The 18,789-nt window shown below is 64.6% G+C and carries 19 protein-coding genes, 2 pseudogenes and 1 riboswitch; of the genes and pseudogenes, 19 read left to right on the forward strand and 2 right to left on the reverse strand.

What is annotated here, in order from left to right; translation table 11 throughout:
• Window positions 1-65: 65 nt before the first annotated feature.
• Window positions 66-1,541: pseudogene (locus LGM89_RS06175) on the reverse strand (aminotransferase class V-fold PLP-dependent enzyme); the annotation flags it as partial.
• Window positions 1,542-1,737: 196 nt separating this feature from the next.
• Here LGM89_RS06175 and LGM89_RS06180 point away from each other — a divergent pair.
• Window positions 1,738-2,352, forward strand: a complete 615-nt coding sequence (locus tag LGM89_RS06180) for an NIPSNAP family protein (RefSeq protein WP_226272598.1) — start codon at window positions 1,738-1,740, stop codon at window positions 2,350-2,352.
• Between the two features lie 407 nt (window positions 2,353-2,759).
• Here LGM89_RS06180 and LGM89_RS06185 read toward each other — a convergent pair whose 3' ends face one another.
• Entirely contained in the window at window positions 2,760-3,773 is a 1,014-nt protein-coding gene (locus tag LGM89_RS06185) for an NADPH:quinone reductase (protein ID WP_089497785.1), read from the reverse strand.
• Between the two features lie 141 nt (window positions 3,774-3,914).
• Between LGM89_RS06185 and LGM89_RS06190 the strand changes: the two genes are divergently transcribed.
• From LGM89_RS06190 to LGM89_RS06275, 18 genes and pseudogenes are all read left to right on the forward strand, one after another.
• The gene (locus LGM89_RS06190; RefSeq protein WP_089497784.1) at window positions 3,915-4,250 is read left to right on the forward strand and encodes a winged helix-turn-helix transcriptional regulator; all 336 of its coding nucleotides are present in this window, start codon (window positions 3,915-3,917) and stop codon (window positions 4,248-4,250) included.
• Window positions 4,251-4,310: 60 nt separating this feature from the next.
• Window positions 4,311-4,421: pseudogene (locus LGM89_RS06195) on the forward strand (AraC family transcriptional regulator); the annotation flags it as partial.
• A 399-nt stretch (window positions 4,422-4,820) separates the two neighbouring features.
• Window positions 4,821-6,077 carry an MFS transporter gene (locus LGM89_RS06200; RefSeq protein ID WP_226272599.1) on the forward strand — a complete coding sequence of 419 codons (1,257 nt, stop codon included), beginning with the start codon at window positions 4,821-4,823 and terminating at the stop codon, window positions 6,075-6,077.
• 147 nt (window positions 6,078-6,224) lie between these two features.
• The gene (locus LGM89_RS06205) at window positions 6,225-7,154 is read left to right on the forward strand and encodes a LysR family transcriptional regulator (RefSeq protein ID WP_089497782.1); all 930 of its coding nucleotides are present in this window, start codon (window positions 6,225-6,227) and stop codon (window positions 7,152-7,154) included.
• A gap of 115 nt (window positions 7,155-7,269) precedes the next feature.
• Window positions 7,270-7,764, forward strand: coding sequence for a hydroxyquinol 1,2-dioxygenase (locus LGM89_RS06210; protein ID WP_226272600.1), 495 nt, complete (start codon window positions 7,270-7,272; stop codon window positions 7,762-7,764).
• A gap of 38 nt (window positions 7,765-7,802) precedes the next feature.
• Complete coding sequence (locus LGM89_RS06215; protein WP_226272601.1) at window positions 7,803-8,831, forward strand: hydroxyquinol 1,2-dioxygenase; 1,029 nt, start codon at window positions 7,803-7,805, stop codon at window positions 8,829-8,831.
• A gap of 51 nt (window positions 8,832-8,882) precedes the next feature.
• Window positions 8,883-10,349 (forward strand): aldehyde dehydrogenase family protein, encoded by a 1,467-nt coding sequence (locus LGM89_RS06220; RefSeq protein WP_226272602.1) that lies wholly within the window; start codon window positions 8,883-8,885, stop codon window positions 10,347-10,349.
• A gap of 8 nt (window positions 10,350-10,357) precedes the next feature.
• Complete coding sequence (locus LGM89_RS06225; RefSeq protein WP_226272603.1) at window positions 10,358-11,425, forward strand: maleylacetate reductase; 1,068 nt, start codon at window positions 10,358-10,360, stop codon at window positions 11,423-11,425.
• A 28-nt stretch (window positions 11,426-11,453) separates the two neighbouring features.
• Window positions 11,454-11,597, forward strand: coding sequence for a hypothetical protein (locus LGM89_RS06230; RefSeq protein ID WP_226272604.1), 144 nt, complete (start codon window positions 11,454-11,456; stop codon window positions 11,595-11,597).
• Between the two features lie 5 nt (window positions 11,598-11,602).
• The gene (locus tag LGM89_RS06235) at window positions 11,603-11,914 is read left to right on the forward strand and encodes a YciI family protein (protein ID WP_046549162.1); all 312 of its coding nucleotides are present in this window, start codon (window positions 11,603-11,605) and stop codon (window positions 11,912-11,914) included.
• A 3-nt stretch (window positions 11,915-11,917) separates the two neighbouring features.
• On the forward strand, window positions 11,918-12,253 hold the full coding sequence (locus LGM89_RS06240) for a Rieske (2Fe-2S) protein (RefSeq protein ID WP_226272605.1): 336 nt from the start codon (window positions 11,918-11,920) through the stop codon (window positions 12,251-12,253).
• A 197-nt stretch (window positions 12,254-12,450) separates the two neighbouring features.
• Window positions 12,451-13,539 carry a porin gene (locus LGM89_RS06245; protein WP_226272606.1) on the forward strand — a complete coding sequence of 363 codons (1,089 nt, stop codon included), beginning with the start codon at window positions 12,451-12,453 and terminating at the stop codon, window positions 13,537-13,539.
• Window positions 13,540-13,722: 183 nt separating this feature from the next.
• Entirely contained in the window at window positions 13,723-14,538 is an 816-nt protein-coding gene (locus LGM89_RS06250; protein WP_089498196.1) for a MipA/OmpV family protein, read from the forward strand.
• Between the two features lie 8 nt (window positions 14,539-14,546).
• Window positions 14,547-15,221, forward strand: coding sequence for a response regulator transcription factor (locus tag LGM89_RS06255; RefSeq protein ID WP_089497775.1), 675 nt, complete (start codon window positions 14,547-14,549; stop codon window positions 15,219-15,221).
• 54 nt (window positions 15,222-15,275) lie between these two features.
• Entirely contained in the window at window positions 15,276-16,628 is a 1,353-nt protein-coding gene (locus LGM89_RS06260) for a sensor histidine kinase (protein ID WP_226273004.1), read from the forward strand.
• Window positions 16,629-16,778: 150 nt separating this feature from the next.
• Window positions 16,779-16,882: riboswitch (SAM-I-IV-variant riboswitch) on the forward strand.
• 42 nt (window positions 16,883-16,924) lie between these two features.
• Window positions 16,925-17,260, forward strand: coding sequence for a hypothetical protein (locus LGM89_RS06265; RefSeq protein ID WP_179254923.1), 336 nt, complete (start codon window positions 16,925-16,927; stop codon window positions 17,258-17,260).
• Between the two features lie 220 nt (window positions 17,261-17,480).
• Entirely contained in the window at window positions 17,481-18,293 is an 813-nt protein-coding gene (locus LGM89_RS06270; RefSeq protein WP_226273005.1) for a hypothetical protein, read from the forward strand.
• Window positions 18,294-18,360: 67 nt separating this feature from the next.
• Complete coding sequence (locus tag LGM89_RS06275) at window positions 18,361-18,534, forward strand: helix-turn-helix domain-containing protein (protein ID WP_226272608.1); 174 nt, start codon at window positions 18,361-18,363, stop codon at window positions 18,532-18,534.
• Window positions 18,535-18,789 lie beyond the last annotated feature (255 nt).

An 18,789-nucleotide genomic window follows, 5' to 3' on the forward strand; every position in this document is an offset into this window, starting at 1 on the left:
GCCGAAGCCGAAGCCGAAGCTGAAGCTGAAGCTGAAGCTGAAGCTGAAGCTGAAGCCGAGGCCGAGGCCGTACGTCGGGCGGACCAGCGATTCCACAGCATGCCGGAGCGATTGCCGCTGCGGCAGTACGCAAGCACGGGCTTCTGCAGCGTGTCGACCAGTGCACCGAAGGCATCGATTTCCGCATCACCGATGCCGTCGCGCTCGACCGGCAGGTAGCGCGCTTCGAGGCCCAGTTCGCGGGCCGCCGCGGCGATTTCGTCGAACGCCGGATGGGCGTCGCCGTCGCCGTCCGGCCGGTTGCAGATGACCGAGCGGAAGCCGGCATTGCGGATCGCCTTCAGGTCGGCCGGCGTGATCTGCCGCGACGCGGAGAAACCGTTCGCCGCCGTCGCGCGACACTGCTCGATCGCCTGGCGGAAACAGGCGATCGCGAAATCGACGTCCTGCTCCGTCGTAAAGCGGCCGAAGCTCACGCGCACGGTGCGGCCGGCCGTTTCCGCGTCGAGGCCGATCGCGGTCAGCACGTGGGACGGTGCGCCGCTGGTCGAGTTGCATGCGGACGTCGACGACACCGCGAGCGCTTCGCCGAGCATGAACGGGAAGAAGCCCGGCGCGTTCACCGTCAGGCTCAGCGTGTGCGGGATGCGGCGCGCGGCGGCCGCGTTCTGCGTGACATCGCCGAGGGCGACCAGTGCGTCCGTCAGGCGCGCGCCGAGCGCCGCGATTCGAGCGGCTTCGCCGTCGAGCTTCTCGGCGGCCAGTTCGCATGCCACGCCCATGCCGACGATCTGATGCGTCGCGAGCGTGCCCGAACGCAAGCCGCGCTCATGCCCGCCGCCATGAATCTGCGGCGCGATTTGATCCGCGATATCGCGGCGGACGTACAACGCGCCGATGCCCTTCGGGCCGTACACCTTGTGCGCGGACATCGACAGCATGTCGATGCCGAGCGCGCGCACGTCGATCGGCGTCTTGCCGAGCGCCTGGGCAGCGTCGACGTGGAGCAGCGCGCCCGCGTCATGCACGATGCGCGAGATTGCGCCAATATCGGTCAGCGTGCCGAGTTCGTTGTTCACGAGCATCAGCGACACGAGGCCCGTATCGGGGCCGATGGCGGCCGCGACCGCGTCGGCGGTGATTTCGCCGTCGCGCGTGGGCGTCAGGAACGTGACCGTCGAGCCGTGCTTCGACAGGTTCGCCATCGTGTCGAGAATGGCCTTGTGCTCGATGCGGCTCGTGATCAGGTGACGCTTGCCGGTCGCGTTTTCCGCATAGCCCTTCAGCGCGAGGTTGTTCGATTCGGTGGCGCCCGAGGTCCAGACGATCTCGTCGGCGTCCGCGCCGATCAGCGCGGCAACTTGTGCGCGGGCCTGCTCGACCTTGTGTTTCGCGAGCCGGCCGGCGGCGTGCGAGCTCGACGCGGGGTTGCCGTAGATGCCGTCGAAGCCGAGGCAGGCCGTCATCGCTTCGATCACGCGCGGATCGGCGGGCGTCGTGGCGGCGTAGTCGAGGTAGTGCAGCGTGGTGGTGTCGCTCATGTCCTTCTCATGCTCTTTCTTTCGGAATGGAAGAAATGATACGGGGGACAGAAGGGAAAAAGGATCCAAAGTTGGCTGATGATTCCGCTTGATATGGAATAATGTTTTATTTGATTGTGGATTGGGGGAATTTATTTTTCTGGCGTCGGGGGAGGGCGATTAGCGTGTCTGGCCCATTTTGCGAGGGATGATCGAGATGCAATATGAACTGACGACGTTGTCGTGTTTGCTGCTGGAGCAGGATGTCGTTTCGGCTGGCGCACACCGATGGGTAACGGATCCGGGGGCCGCGGGGCGTCTCCTCGGGGCATGGCGTTCGGAAATCGGCGAGTTGGGGCAGATCGTCGTGCTGCGAGGCTTCGACGAAATCGACGAACTGCAGCAGGAGCGCCGTCGTGCGTTGATGAGCGGCGGGCCGTTCAATATCGACGGTGACCACGTGGGTCTCAGCATGGAAACCTACGAACTGTTTCCGTTCCTGCCCGCGATCGAACCGAAGACACTCGGCAGGTTCTACGAATTTCGCCGCTATTGGCTCAAGCCGGCCGGGATCGCGCCGACGATCGCCGCCTGGGAGCAGGCCGTCGGTCCGGCCGAGGCCTATACGTCGCATCTCGTCGCGAATATGTACGCGATCGACGGCCCGCCACGCATTGCCCATATCTGGGGGTTCTCGAGCCTGGAGGCGCGCATGGCATTGCGCGCGCGCCACTATGCCGAAGGGCTTTGGCCGCCGAAAGGCGGGCCGCAGCAGATCGAGCGGGCTACGTCGACGATTTGCCTGCCGGAGGCGTGGTCTCCGCTGGGTTGAATGTCCGGGGAAGCGTTGCAGATGTCGCGCTGCCCCGCACGATGCGACGGCAGGTGACGTATCGACGCCTCCGCAGCGGCGGTCTTGCCGCGTTCCTCCGCTGAACCGCGGCAAGCGCCGGGGCACACTCGACTGGCTGCACGCCGCGTTCATGCGGCGAACTGCCGATGCTTCGATGTCTATGAGGGATTCCCCCGGAACACGCGAACGAGCGCCGCTTCAACGCCGCCTTCGTTCGCGCCGCGCTTCTCCGTCGATGCTTCCCGCGCATCGCCCGCGATTATTTACGTTTCGCGAATGGCGCGTTCGCCGGTTTTATTTGAGTGCGGATCTTGGGACGTTTTTTATCGTCCGGCCCGACCGTACGCGTGCGAGCGGCGGTGCGGCCGGCCCGTTGCAGCCGGCTGCTAATGCCGGCAATGATCGGCCGCATCGAACCGGTTGTGCACGAGCACCTTGCCGATGACGCGGCCGGACTCCAGTGCCTCGTGAGCGTCGACGATTCTTTCCAGCGGAACCTTCATGCCGATTCTGGGTGAGTAGGCGCCTGCGGCCACGCAGGCAGCGACGTCCCTGACAGCCTGCTGCTTGGCGTCGTCGGGCACGTGATAGATATAGACGAAGCGCAGGACACAGCCATGCATCATCGCCCTCAATAGTGGAACGGACAGTTCGTCCGTTGCATGAGCCATCGCATAGGAACTGATGACGCCGCCGTGCGACACGCAGGCCAGGTCGACCTCGAGATTGGACTTCAGGTCGACATCGACGATACGGTCCACGCCGATGCCGCCGGTTGCGTCGAGAATGCCTGTTGCCGCGTCCGCCGCATGCCGGTCGACGACCAGATCGGCGCCGTTCTCTTTGGCGACGGTCGCCTGTTCGGCATTCGTGACCGATGCCGCCACCCATGCGCCGGCCCATTTCGCCAGCAGGATGGCGGCGGTGCCGACGACACCCGCGCCACCGTGAACCAGCACACGTCGTCCCGTCAGGCTGCCGTCGGCGAACAGGCAGCGGTGCGCGGTCAACGCCGGGATGCCAAGGGAGGCGCCCACATCGAACGACGCATGGTCCGGCAAGCGTACCGCATGGCTCGACGGGACCACGACGTATTCCGCCGCCGTACCCGTGGCCCGGCCGTATTGCGCCTCGTAAAGCCAGACGCGTTCGCCGATGCGCGCTGGCGAGACGTTGACGCCGATGGCGTCGATGACGCCCGCGCCATCCTGATGCGGAATGATGCGCGGGTAAGGCAGCGCGGACGAGAATCCGGTACGCGCTTTCACGTCGGTCGGATTCAGTCCCGACACGTGGATGCGGACGCGTACCTCGTGGGGCCCCGGTTCGGGCATCGGCCATTCACCGACGGTCAATACGTCCCGGGCTGCACCGAGACGTTCGTAGAAGGCTGCTTGCATCTGTCGCGCTCCAATCGTTTTCACCAAGGCGGCGGGCCATGTGGACCTGACCGCCGGACGGGAAAATTCTGGGTTGAAGGGATACGGATCGCAAGTAAGTACGAGTTTGATATATAGGGTAATTTTTTATACTATTGGCGCATGGAAAAGCCGAATACACACGGGTACCGATGCACGGTGGAGGCGACAGTCGATGTCATCGGCGGGAAGTGGAAGCCGTTGATCATTTACTACCTGCTCAGCGGTACGAAGCGATTTGGCGAGCTTCGCGCCGCCATCGGCGGCGTCACGCAGCGGTCGCTGACATTGCAGCTGCGAGAGCTTGAAGCGCACGGCGTCATTTCCCGGCAAGTATTCGCCGAGGTTCCGCCCCGTGTCGAATATTCGTTGACGGAAGTGGGCCGTACCCTCGCGCCCGTGCTCAACGCGATGAAAGACTGGGGCGACGGCTATGTTGCCCACTGCGAAACGCGATAGATGCATCCAGGCAGGGATCGGCCTGACGTGCAGGCCGGTGGTTTGCCGCGTCGCGACTGAACCGGGGCGCTGCGGCTCGGCTACGTGTCGCAGGCCGCGTTCAGCCGCGCGTTCAAGCGCGTGACGGGCATGCCGCCGGACGCCGGCCGGCCGGTCGTTCGGGATACGTAGAAACCGTCGCCTCCGTCATGTCGAGCGGAGCCGATGCATCCGCCGCGTTCATGCGGCGAACTGCCGATGCTTCGATGTCTATGAGGGATTCCCCCGTAACACGCGAACGAGCGCCACTTCGACGCCGCCTTCGTTCGCTCCGCGCTTCTCCGTCGATGCTTCCCGCGCACCGCCCGCGATTATTTGCGTTTCGCGAATGGCGCGTTCGCCGGTTGTTCCCTACCCGATTGGATGCCGTGCACCTATCGTGGTGACGTCGGCTGATTGAACCCAACGCGTCGCACCCGAACGCCGGCCGGCATTTCCTCGCGATTCGCGTCGCACACAAAAACCATCGGACCTGGCTCATGCGCAGGCGCTGCGGCGCGCGCAGGCGAACCTGTGTCCACGGAGACGGACATGAAAGCAAACGAGTGGGATACCTCATACGAGTGGAAGGCGGTCACGCTGCTGGCGCTCGGCTTCGGGCTGGTCGGCCTCGATCGCTGGCTGATCGCGCCGCTGTTTCCTTCGATCATGAAGGACCTCAACCTGAACGCGCAGGACGTCGGCAACTGCATCGGCGTACTCGGCCTGTCGTGGGGGATCTTCGCGGCGCTGATGGGCGGCATCTCCGACAAGATCGGCCGCCGCAAGGTGCTGATTCCGGCCATCATCGCGTTCTCGCTGCTGTCGGGCTTCTCGGGGATGGCGGGCGGGCTGCTCGGGCTGATGGCGATTCGCGGCCTGATGGGCGTCGCGGAGGGCTCGTTCTGCCCGACGAGCTTTGCCGCGACGGCCGACGCATCGCATCCGCGGCGGCGCGGGCTGAACCTTGGCCTGCAGCAAAGCGGCTTCGCGCTGTTCGGGCTCGCGCTGTCGCCGATCATCGCGACGCAACTGCTCGGCTTCGTGTCGTGGCGCTGGGTCTTTGCGCTCGTCGCCGTGCCCGGCCTGATCCTCGGCGCGATCATGTTCTTCGTGATCCGCGAGCCGAAGGTCACGAAGGCCGTCGCGTCGGAGCATGCGCCGGCGTCGCTCGGCCATGTGCTCAAGAGCCGCAACATCCTCGTGGCGATGGCCGCATTGTGCTGCGCGATGACCGGCGTATTCGTGCTCGGCGCGCTGTTGCCGCTGTACCTGACCGACTACCTGGCGCTCGGCACGCAGAAGATGGGCCTCGTCGTGTCGGCGATCGGTTTCGGCGGTTTTCTCGGGCAGTTCGGGTTGCCGGGCCTGTCCGACCTGGTCGGCCGCCGCGTCGCGAGCATCGTCGGCTTCGCGGGAACGGCCGTGATGCTCTACATTTTCCGCGGCCTCGGCCCGCAGCCGCTCGCCCTGTTCGGGGTGCTGTTCGTCGCGTCGTTCTTCACGCTCGGGCTGGTGTCGCTGCTGTCCGGCCCGGTGGCGACCGAGGCCGCGCCCATCGGGCTCGTGTCGACGTCGATCGGCGTGGTGGTCGGGGTCGGCGAGATTTTCGGCGGCGGCATCGCGCCGGCGATGGGCGGCTACGTCGCCGCACACTTTGGCATCCAGAACATTCTGTGGCTGCCGATGTGCGCGGTCATGCTCGGCATCGTGGTCAGCCTGCTGCTGAAGGAAACCGCGCCGGCCGTGCTGCAGCGTCGGTTGGCGGCCGTGCAACCGGAACTGGCGGCGGGCGAGCAATCGCGGTAAGGCAATACAGGGGCAGGGCCGCGCATGCGCGGGCCGGCGTCATCGGCGATTGACATCGATTGGGTGACAGTGTGACGCGTCCCGCATGACACAGCCCGTGATCCGCACGGGTAGACTGCCGGTTTCGCTGTCGAAAAAGGGCGCGGTATGGACCGGTTCCTGAGCATCGAGGCATTCGTCCGGGTGGCGGAGGCGAGCAGCTTCGCCGAGGCGGCGCGGCAGCTTGGCGTGACCAGCTCGGTCGTGACGAACCGCATCCAGCAGCTCGAGAAGTTCGTCAACGCGCCGCTGTTCCATCGCAGCACGCGCCACGTGCGCCTGTCCGACGTGGGCGAGGCGTTTTATCGCGAATGCGCGGACGTGGTAGGGCGCGTCAACGAGCTGACCGACCAGATGCGCGAGCTTCGCGCGACCCCGACCGGGCGGCTGCGCATCCAGATGCTGCCCGGTTTCGCGCTCGATCACTTCGGCGCGCCGCTGGTGGAGTTCAACCGGCGCTACCCGGGCATCCAGCTCGACGTCATCGTCAATGACCGTGTCGTGGACCCTGTCGAAGAAGGGTTCGACATCGCGTTCCAGATCTTTCCGCCGATCTCCGAGTCGCTGATCGAGCGGCGGCTGTTCACCGTCAAGCGCCTCTTCTGCGCATCGCCAGCGTACCTCGACGCGCATGGTGCGCCACAACATCCGCGCGACCTGCTGCAGCACACCACCGCGCTCTATTCGGGTTATCCGTCGCGCAACCGCTGGACGATGACGCGCGGCGACGAGGTCGTCGAAATGGAGCTGCCGGGCATGATCCGCTCGAACTCCGTGCACCTGCTGCGCGAGTACGCGCTGTCGGGCGGCGGCGTCGTGTGCCTGCCGACGCTCGTGGCGAGCGAGGCGCTCGTCGCGGGCCGGTTGGTGCCGATCCTGACCGACTTTCAGCTCGCGCCGCTGAGCTTTGCCGCGGTGTATCCCGCAACGCAGCGACAGGCGTTGAAGGTGAAGGCGCTGGTCGAATTCCTCGCGGAAACCATCGGCGACGAATCGCCGTGGGATGTTCCCCTTCTGGAGCGTGGCTGGGTGCGTTGAAGCGCGCGGATTATTCGCGAAACGCAAATGCCGTAGTCGCCGTCCCGTGCCTTGTTGCGGGTGGGCCTTGCCCCTAGAGTGGAATCCAACAAGCGGTTCAACTCAGGAGACAGAAATGACCGACACGGCATTCCACACCGTCTTTGGCTCGCTCAACGATTACCGGAAAGGCGAGATCGAAATCACGAGCGGCAGCGCTCAACACTACGCGTTCTCGAATGTCTTCGAGGTCGCATCGAAGTCGGCCCCTTATGAAAAGGTCGTCGCCGGCAAGAACCTCGAATACGTGATCGAAGTGCTGCGGACCGACGGCCAGTCGCCGTGGTTCGCGTGCACGCACGACGAGTTCGTGATCCAGATGGATGGCGAAGTCCGGATCGAATTCATCAAGCTCGATACGCCGCCGCAAGCGGGGCGCGGCACCGTGAATGCCGGCACGCAACCGGCCGGCCGCAAGATGGGCTACGTCGTATTGCGCCAGGGCCATCAGGCGCTGCTGCCGGCCGGCTGTGCATACCGCTTCACAGCCAGCCGGCCGGGCGTCGCACTCGTGCAGACCGTCCTGGGCGAGCTGTCCGTGGAGAAGTGGGCCGACATCTGCCTGCATTGATTCGTCCGACCGCATTCGACACTTCCAGGAGACACGTTATGGCCACCCTCGACACCCTCGACACCCTCGATACTTCCGCAGGCTTCGCCGCCGATCTGGTGCAAGCCACCGAAGCCGATGCCGTCACCGGCTACCGCCGCTTCCAGCTCGGCGCATTCGAATTCCAGCGCGACGAATATTTCGTGAAGATCAGCTGGCCCGCGAAAGGCCAGACCCGCACGCACGCGATGCCGGCGGACGCGTTCCTGCGCGCGATGATGCGCGACGTGGCATGGGGCTTCTTCTACGGCTGGGTGAACTTCGACCACGTGTTCGGCACGCGCAACCACTACGGCAAGGTGGACATGTATGCGGGCACCTTCAACGGCATCCTGAAGGACGCCGGGGTCGACTACACGGAGACCTTCGAAACGCCCACGATCATGGCGACCTTCAAGGCGATGCTGCACGACTGGACGAACGAAGGCTTCGATCCGTTCGCGGCGCCCGAGGAAACCGGCACGGCGTTCGGACGCAAGCACGGCGAGAACGGCTCGGCGATCGAGCGCACGCGGATCGCGACGCGCCGCATGCCGGGCCTCGAAGGCGATTCGCCGCTGCGTGACGACCTGCCGGTCAACCGCGCGTTCCTCGACGTCGCGCAGGACGAACCGGAAGTGCACGTCGAGCCGGGCTTCGAAGGCGAACTGCACGCGTTCAACCTGTTCAAGTACCTGTCGCGCTCGGACGTGACGTGGAACCCGTCGGTCACGTCGGTGTGCGGGCGCAGCCTGTTCTGCCCGACCACCGAGGAATTCATCCTGCCGGTGTTCCATGGCAACGACCGCGTCGAATGGTTCCTGCAACTGTCCGACGAAATCGTGTGGGACATCGGCGACAAGAACACCGGCGCGCCGCGTGCACGCGTGACGATGCGCGCCGGCGACATCTGCGCGATGCCCGCCGACATCCGGCATCAGGGCTATTCCACGAAGCGGTCGATGCTGCTGGTCTGGGAAAACGCGACACCGAACCTGCCGCAGCGCTACGAGAGCGGCGAGCTCGCGCCGTATCCGATCGCGTTCTGAGCGGCGCGTCGGTTTCCGCTTGCGCTTCACGCCATCCACCGAGGACGATTCATGCAAACCCAACTCTTCATCGACGGGCGCTTCGTTGACGCCGTCGACCGCGGCACGATCGACGTGCTGAACCCGCACGACGGCTCCGTCATCACGAAGATCGCGGCCGCCACCGCGGCGGACGTCGACCTGGCCGTCGAAGCCGCGACGCGCGCGTTCCCCAGATGGTCGGCGCTGCCGGCTGCCGAACGGGGCCGGCTGCTGCTGCGCCTGGCTGATGCGATCGAAGCCAACGCGGAGGAGCTGGCGCAACTCGAATCGCTGGATACCGGCCACCCGATCCGCGATTCGCGTGCGCTCGACGTGCCGCGCACGGCCGCGTGCTTCCGCTACTTCGGCGGCATGGCCGACAAGCTGCAAGGCTCGGTGATTCCTGTCGAGACCGGCTTCCTGAACTACGTGCAGCGCGCGCCGATCGGTGTCGTCGGCCAGATCGTGCCGTGGAATTTTCCGCTGATGTTCACGAGCTGGAAGATGGGCCCGGCGCTCGCGGCCGGCAACACGGTGGTGCTCAAGCCTTCGGAAATCACTCCACTGTCGACGCTGCGGATCGTCGAGCTGATGGCCGAGGTCGGGTTTCCGGCGGGCGTCGTCAACATCGTCCCCGGCTATGGGCATACGGCGGGCCAGCGGCTCGCCGACCATCCGGGCGTCGGCAAGATCGCGTTCACGGGATCGACGGCCACTGGCCGGCGCATCGTCGAAGCGTCGCAGGGCAACCTGAAGCGCGTGCAGCTCGAACTGGGCGGCAAGGGCGCCAACATCGTGTTCGACGATGCCGATCTCGACGCGGCCGTCAACGGCGCCGCGTGGGCGATCTTCCACAACCAGGGGCAGGCGTGCATCGCGGGCTCGCGTCTCGTGCTGCATGAGCGCATCGCGGATGCATTCCTCGAGCGCTTCGTGGCGCTCGCGTCGTCGATCCGGATCGGCAACCCGCTCGATGCGAACACCGAGATGGGGCCGCTGACGTCGAAGCAGCACCTCGATCGCGTGCTGGCGTTCGTCGATGTCGCGCGCGAGCAGGGCGGCCGTGTGCTCACCGGCGGCAGCGCGCCGCAGGACCCCGCGCTCGCCAACGGCTACTACGTGCGCCCGACGGTCATCGAGGCCAGGAGCGCGGCCGACCGTATCGCACAGGAGGAAGTGTTCGGCCCGTTCGTCACGGTGCTGCGCTTCGGCAGCGACGACGAAGCACTGGCCATTGCGAACGCAACCGAATACGGGCTGGGCAGCGGCCTGTGGACGAAGGATCTGTCCCGCGCACACAAGATGGCGTCGCAGATCAACGCGGGCATGTGCTGGATCAACTGCTACAAGCGCGTCAATCCGGGCAGCCCGTTCGGCGGCGTCGGCCAGTCGGGCTACGGCCGCGAGATGGGCTTCGAAGCAATGCACGACTACACCGAGGCGCGCTCGGTGTGGGTCAACGTCGACGGCAACGTGCCGCCGCACTTCAAGCGCTGAGGGTCGCCATGGATCGCTTCGTCTATCAGGGCACCCCGTCCCGCGTGGTATTCGAATGGGGCGCGCTCGACAGGCTGCCGGACGAGCTGTCGACGCTCGGCGCCCGCCGCGCGCTGATCCTGTCCACGCCCGAGCAGCGGCCGCTCGCCGAGCGCGTGGAAGCGATCCTGGGCGAGCGCGCGGCCGGCATCTGCGCGCAGGCGGTCATGCACGTGCCGATCGAGGTCGCGCATGCGGCGCGCGAGATGGCTGCCGAGCTGGAAGCGGACTGCTGCGTGGCGATCGGCGGCGGGTCGACGATCGGGCTGGGCAAGGCGATTGCGCTCGAATCGGTGCTGCCGATCCTGGCGGTGCCGACGACGTACGCCGGCTCGGAGATGACGCCGATCTTCGGGCTCACGGAGGGCCGGCTGAAGCGCACCGGGCGCGACGCGCGCGTGCTGCCGCGGACGGTGCTCTACGACCCGTCGCTGACGTTGTCGCTGCCGCCGGACATTTCCGCGGCATCGGGCATCAATGCGATGGCGCATGCCGTCGAGGCGCTCTATGCGGAAGATGCGAACCCGGTGATCAGCCTGATGGCGGAAGAATCGATCCGCGCGCTCGGCGAAGCGCTGCCCGTGGTCGTGCGCGATCCGGCGAACCGCGACGCGCGCAGCCGTGCGTTGTACGGCGCGTGGCTCGCGGGTACCTGCCTGGGCGCGGTCGGCATGGCGCTGCATCACAAGCTGTGCCACACGCTCGGCGGCACCTTCAACCTGCCGCACGCGCAGACGCATGCGGCGATGCTGCCGCATACCGCGCACTACAACCACGCCGCCGCGCCCAATGCGCTGCGCCGCGTGGCGCGCGCGCTGGGCGGGAACGACGCGGCCGAAGCGGGCCCGCTGCTGTTCGCGCTGAACGCACGGCTCGGCATCGCGCCGGCGCTCGCTGACCTCGGGATGCCGGAGGCCGGCCTCGACGAAGCGGCCGATCTCGCGTGCCGCAACCCGTATGCGAATCCGCGGCCGATCGAACGCGACGCGATTCGCGCGCTGCTTCAGCGCGCATGGGAAGGGCGCGCGCCGCAATGAACGGCCGGATGCGCCAACGGAGACAACCATGAGCCTTGACCACCAGGATGGTGACGCCACGCCGGCCGAGCCGGTTGTCGCCCGCTTCGACGGCATGCCGAGCCCACGCTTGCGTGCGCCGATGCAACGCCTCGCGCGGCTTCTCCATGCGTTCGTCGTCGATCGGAGCTGACCGCCATGGCAAGATTTTTTGCGGTGTTTGCGACGGACCAGCCGGGCATGCGCGACGTGCGCGATCGCGTGCGGCCGATTCACCGGACTTACCTGCGCTCGGCCGACCAGCACGGCGTGGTGGTGCGGCTCGGCGGCCCGACGCTCGACCCGCACGGCGACGCGATGAACGGCACGCTGCTCGTCGTGGAGGCGGACGACATTCAGGCGGTGATGCAGTTCATCGGCAACGATCCGTATGTGAAGGAAGGGCTGTTCTCGCATGTGGAAGTGCGTCCGTGGGACTGGAGCCTCGGCAACCCCGAGCAGAGAGTGTGAATCATGGACGCACGACAACTCTGCCGGTTTACCGATGTGCCCGACGGCGGCGCACGAGTCGTCGACGAAGCATGCATCGGGCGTCCCGTGATCGTCGTGAGACGCGGTGAGCAGGTGTGGGCTTATGTGAATCGTTGCCCGCACTTCTCGGTGCCGCTCGATTTCGTGCCGGGTAGCGTTTCCTGTTATCGGTCGCAGGTGCTGATGTGCGCCCATCACAGCGCGCTGTTCCGGTTCGACGATGGCGTGTGTATCGACGGGCCTTGCTCGGGATCGGCGCTGGAGGCCGTGGCTGTCGACGTGGATGCCGCCGCGTGGGTCGTCTATCGAGGCGCCTGATTTCGGTGTTTTGATGAAGGGCGAGCAGGGCTGTTCAATGCGATGGCCATCGTTTTTATCGATCAGTAAAGCTAATCATATTTCGGGTGTCTGGTAATCGACACCTGAATGATGGCGATTCCTTGTGCGGTACCGAGCGAGCACCTGCCGCGTAGCGGGTGGTGTCCTCGCTTTTTCATAAAAAAGACGGAGACAAAATGAAACTCAGGTTTGGAGCAGTGGCGATTCTCGCCGTGGCGCAGGGCGCATGGGCACAGAGCAGCGTGACGATGTTCGGGCTGATCGACGCGGGCGTCTCTTACGTCAGCAACGAGGGCGGCAGAAAGAACGTCAAGTTCGACGACGGCATATTCGCGCCCAACCTCTTCGGCTTTCGCGGCACGGAAGATCTCGGCGGCGGATATCGCGCGATCTTCGCGCTCGTGAACCAGTTCTCGATGGCGAACGGCGCGATCATCGGGACGGGGATTTTCGGGCGCAATGCGTATGTCGGCCTCGAAAGCAACCGGTTCGGCAGCATCACGCTGGGCAATCAGTACGACTTCATGGTGGATTCGCTGTTTTCGAAGAACAACGCGATTTCACGGGATATCTCGGGGCTGTACGGCTTTCGCAATGGCCCATTTCAACGTCTCGCGCTTCCGGACAATCCGACCGGTGCATTCGATTGGGACCGCACGGCAGGCAGCAAACCGATCGCGAATTCCGTCAAGTACAGTTCGCCGACGGTATCGGGCTTTTCCGGTGGCGCGATGTATGCGTTCGGCGGGGTGGCCGGTTCGGTCGGCGCGGACAATGCGGTCAGCGCCGGGCTGAACTATGAAGCGGGGCCGTTCGGTATCGGGGCGGCCTACACGAACGAGAAATACGGCCCCGCGCCCGGCGTGCCGTCCACCAGCGTGCGCAACTGGGGTGTCGGGATGCATTACGACTTCGGTGTCGTCACCGCGAACGCGCTGATGACCACCGTGCACAACTCGTTCAACGACGCCGGCGTGTGGATGGCCGAGGCGGGCGGGTTGTGGCACGTCAGGCCGGATGTCGTGCTGGGCGCGAAGTACATGTACATGAAGGGCAATGAAGCGGTGAACGACAACCACGCGCATCAGGTCAGCGTGGCGCTGCAGTACCTGTTCTCGAAGCGGACGATGGTTTATGTGTCGGCGGACTACCAGCGCGCGAACAACGGCGCGAACGCGCAGGTCAATGGCGTGCTGGATCCGAACGGGGCATCGAGTTCCGCGAGCCAGACGGTGGCGCGGGTGGGGTTGCATACGGTGTTTTGATGGGGCGTGGCACCCGTTCCTCAAGCGCGCAGGGCGACCCATGCTCGCCCTGCGTCGATATTCTCCGTCACCGATATGCATCGCAGGATTTGCGGCAAGACGATAATTTCCTGGTAAGTGAGCGGTAAGTCGACTGGTCCTACAGTAGCCCCCGTTTCGATCGTCGACTCCAGGAAAATGATTGTGAAAACAGCCTTCCGCCGTGAACGTCCGTTACTGCTGCTTGCCGCTTCATTCGCATTTGCGTCTGCTTCCGCCTGGGCGGACGACGGCGTGATCCCGCCCGATCCCGATAATTCGGGGCTGACCATCCTCAACAACGCGACGAATGTGACGCATTGGGGATTGGGTGCCGGCGTCGGCTTCGAGCCATCGACCTACAAGGGCGACAGCACCCGCGTGTTGCCGTTTCCGCTGGTCTATTTCGACAACAAATGGGTACAGGTCATCGGTACCACCGCCGATCTGAAAATCGGGAGCTGGAGCGGTGTCAGTGTCGCGCTTCGCGGCCAGTTCTCGCTGTTCGACGGATACAAAGGCTCCGACGCACCGATCCTGAACGGCATGGAAAATCGCAAGGGCGCACTCTGGTACGGGCCTGCACTGTCATGGGGCACCGGGTTCGGTACGTTGTCGGGCACTTTCCTGTTCGGCGGAAACAAGGGCGAGCGCGCGAAAATCGGCTTCGAGAAGGCATTTGCTTTCGGCCAATTCTCGATCACGCCGCATGTCGGCGCGGAATGGCTGAGCAACAAATACGTCGACTACTATTACGGCGTGCGACCATCGGAAGCGCGCGCCGATCGTGCCGCCTACAGTGCGGGTTCGACGGTGAACGTGTCGGCCGGCACGCGTATCGACTTCCGGCCGACGAAGCAGCAGACGATATTTTTGGACGTCGGCGTGTCGCGCCTCGGCGACGCCATCACCGACAGTCCGATCGTCGGAAGACGGTTCGTTCCCGAGGCAAGAGTGGGCTACATGTACCGGTTCAAGTGAGAGCGGCGATGCCGAGAGTTGCGATTGTCGAGGATCATGAGCGCCTGGCCGACATGTTGAGCCAGGCGTTGGCCGCAGCGGGGATCGAATCCGACCGCTTCGGCAATCTCCGTGAAGCGGCCTACGGTATCGACCGGGCCGACTACGCACTGCTGATCATCGACCGCGGATTGCCCGACGGCGATGGCCTGGCGTTCTTGCGGACGCTGCGCGCGGCGGGGCGCATGATGCCTTGCCTGATGCTGACCGCACGCGATGCGTTGCACGACCGCATCGACGGACTCGAAAGCGGGGCCGACGACTATGTGACCAAGCCGTTCGAAATGAGCGAACTCGTCGCCCGCGTACGCACGCTGATGCGGCGCCCGGCGCTGCTGACGACGCTCGTCGCATCGTTCGCGGACGTGACGGTCGACCCGCCACAGCGCGCGATGTGCTGTGGCGACCGGACGATACCGCTTGCGCCGGCCGAGTTGCAGGTCATGCTCTGCCTGATGGAAGCCGCGGGCCGGACGGTACGGCATTCGATACTCGAGCATGCCGCGTGGGGGCTCGGGGAGGCGGTCACGCCGAACGCGCTCGAGGTGACCGTGCATCGCTTGCGCAAGAAGCTGGCGGCGATCGGCGCAACGATGCGGCTGACCAATATTCGCGGTGCCGGCTTCGCGCTGCGGGACGCATGACGCTGCGCCGCGTCTTGCTCGTTGCCGCTTCAGCTTCAGGGTAAGGAAGCGACCATGTTCGATCATTGGATTCGACGTCTGTCGACGCGTCTGTGGATGACCAACGTCGGGGCGTTCGCCATCAGCCTGGCGCTGCTGTCTGCGCTCGCCGTGTATGCCCTCGATCGCTATCCGGCATTCCTGGGGCGGCGACAGCAGATGGAGATCGTCGGTCACGTCGTGACCGGATTGAGCTTCGACGACGCCGGGCGTCCGGTATCCGTGCAACTGGACGGCCGTCCGGCGCTGATGTTCCGGCTCTTGTCGAGCGAGGTGAAGTATCGCGTGCTCGATTCGACGGGGCGGCTGTTGCTGGCGTCGACGCCTTCGAACGGGGGCCGGCCGTGGCTGACGGAAGACCTCGCGAAGGTGGCCGGCAAGGTGGTGCCCGCGACGATCGACGGCAACGTATACGCCGTCGCCACACGACGCATGTCGAAAGGAGGCGTCGATTATTACGTGCAGGTTGCGCAAAGCAGGCAGCTTATGGACGCGCTTGTCGTGTCGAAGATCGAGCCGATCCCGAAGACCGTCGGCTATGTGCTGCTCATCGCGACCATCATTTTTGGGCTCACGCTTCCACTGACGATCAGTCACGTGTTGAAGCCGTTGCGAGAGGTATCGCGTGCCGCGAGCGGAATCGAGCCGCACAACCTGAAGACGCGACTGTCGTCGGACGGGATTCCGAGCGAGATCAAGCCGCTGATCGACGCGTTCAACGATGCGTTGACGCGACTCGAGAACGGCTTCGCCGTTCAGCAGCGATTTCTGGCCGACGCCGCGCATGAGTTGCAGACACCGCTCACGCTGGTCAGAGGCCAGATCGAGCTGCAGCCCGACATCCGGCACAAGGCGCTTCTGCTTCGCGAGATCGACCTGATGGCTCGGCAGGTCAAGCAGTTGCTGCACCTGGCGGAAGTCAGCGAAGCGCAGAACTTCAGCTTCGACGACGTGAACAGCGTCGAAGTGGCGCGCGACGCCGTTGGCTTGCTGGCCGGCAAGGCCGATGCGAAGCAGGTGAAGCTCCATATCGAAGCGCGCGACTCCGCGGCGCCCATCCGGGCCGACGGCGGGGCGCTCTTCATCCTGCTCAAGAACATTCTCGAGAATGCGATCAACGCGTCGCCCACGGCTGGCGTGGTCGTGCTGACCGTGCTCGATACGGCGATTCACATCGACGACGAGGGGCCGGGCATTCAGCGGGAGCATGTCCCGCTGCTCTTCGACCGGTATTGGCGGGCGCCGGATTCACGGTATGACGGTGCCGGTCTCGGGCTGGCAATCTGCAAGGAGATTGCCGTGGCGCATCAGTGGAAACTGACGGTCGATGTGCTGGCCACGGGGACGCGGTTCAGCGTGTGGTTTTAGTCTGCACGGTTGTCGTGCCGTGCCGGGCTCCCACAGTACAAGGGACGGATCGGAGGTTCTGCTTGTCGAAGGGGGGCTTTCCCGAGGTCCCTTGTTCGATGTTTGTTTTTCGGTATAATGAATCCACGTTCGGAATGTCGAACGTGAGAAGTCAAGCATCCAGAGTCGGATTCTCCGACGCCAACCTGCCCTCCCGGGCAAGGTGGACGCCTCTGAGGCGATGCGGCCGATTTACGGCAACGAAACGGGAGCAGCATGGCTGGCACCGGTTCGATAACCACTCATCCGGAGCAACCATGCGTCAAGCTACCCCTGCCTCCTGTCCGACGGTCTGTGAAGACTGGTCACACTACCTCCCGGGTTTCACGCTGACGCATACGGTTCATCTCGTGTCGAGACGGAACCCAGGCATCGTCTCGACTGCGGCTGCCGTACTCGAAGGTGAAACCGCCACGGTCGACCGTTGGGCCATCACCCGCTGTGGTGACGTTCTCGAGCAAAAGATCGTTCTCGGGGAAATGACGGAAGGGCAAGCGGTGCGGCTGCGCGAACGACTGGCCGCGCTCGATGGTGTACTGCGCACGAGGGTGGAGCATCATTTCGTGCGGGGCGGGTCGGCGACGGGCAACTGAATGTCACTGCCCCCACCCGTCGTGCCGCTGCTCGCGTGTCGGGGATTGTTGTAGTCTGGGCAATACGATAGTGTGGCGCACCGGCCTGCCGCCGAACTGACAATGAACCTATGATGGGTCGCGCAGGCGATCGGTGAACCCGAACGGTTGGACCGTTACCGATCGTTTGATCCCGCCGATCTCATCGTCGACCGATTCGCCAGAAAATCAGGAGTGTGTCGTGTTTCACCGGAGATCCATGTTGGGCCGTCGGAATGTCGCGTGCGTCGTCGCCGTGGCGATCATGCTGGCCCCGGTCGCGGCGCGTGCAGCGGCCGACAATATCAACGAAACGGCGAGCGTCGCGCCGGCCGTTTCGGCCAACACGTCGCTTACGCGGCCGATCGTCGGCGACGATCCGGTTGCGATTCGGGAAGCACTGGAGAAGCTGCACGTCAAAAGCGCGTCCCCGTCCCTGAGCGAGCGCGTCCGCGGCCTGATCCCCGGCGTGGCCGACAAGCATGGCCAGGACGCCGACCTGGCCGCGGTCAACCTGGATCGTGAGGTCACTTTCCTGGTGCCGGTGTCGTACGGGCTGCGATATCAGTCGCAGAAGCATCTGTTGAAGGTGAATGTCGACCTGGTCGACCCCGACGGCGAAGGCCGGACAGGCATCCTGCTCAGAAAGGTCATTACCGGGCCGCGCGGGCGAGGGCTGGTGATCGCACCCGAGGCGAAGGCAAAAGGCTATATCCAGCAGATCGACATCATCGAGCTCGATCCCGGAAAAGGCGGGAAGTCCACCGTGCGCGGCAGCGTGAAGCTGTCACCCGCTGCGTACGCGCAAGCGCAGGGCGGGTTCGTGTTGGCTCTTTCCGGGCGACTGGTCCGGCCGTACCTGACCGAACACATCGAGCACGCCGAGCCGAACAACGACGAGCCGACCGACATCACGACGAGGACGTCGAGGTTGTACCTGGATATCGAATCCATTTCGCTCGTGAGTCGGGCGAGTGGTGCGGTGTTGTTGAAGAAGCTGAGTTTCTCGAAGTAGTGGGTTTGTTGTGCGAGTCTTTGGGCGGTAAAGGGGCTCCGCAACGGAACATTTCGAGCGTGCGGGGTTGAGCGAGCGCACGCTGCAGCAGCGTTTTTCCAGCGATGTGGGCGTGATGCTGAAGCGGGGGATCTGTCGATGCCGGTTGCATGAGTCCATCGGCTGGCTCGCCGGTGGCGAGCCGGTTGATCTCGCGGAACTGGCTCATGCCCGCTCGGGTATCTTGATCAGGCTCGCTTGAGGCGCGATATCCGCAAGCTGGCGGGGAAGATTCGGGCGGAGACGTGGGCTCAGCGGCCAAGCGGGCCAGAACATCTCTGGGAATCATCGTAACCTATTGATTTATAAAGATTGGCCGTTTGTGGTACAAAAAACAGACCTCTACGGCCAATGCTCAACTACCTGCCACTCTCGGACAAGCTGCTCGTCAGGCTATCGACTCGTCTACCGTGTCCGAGGAGTTCTGTGGGACGAAATCCGAGGCTTTGAAATGTGC

The organism is Burkholderia sp. AU31624 (assembly GCF_020420065.1).
GTDB lineage: Bacteria > Pseudomonadota > Gammaproteobacteria > Burkholderiales > Burkholderiaceae > Burkholderia.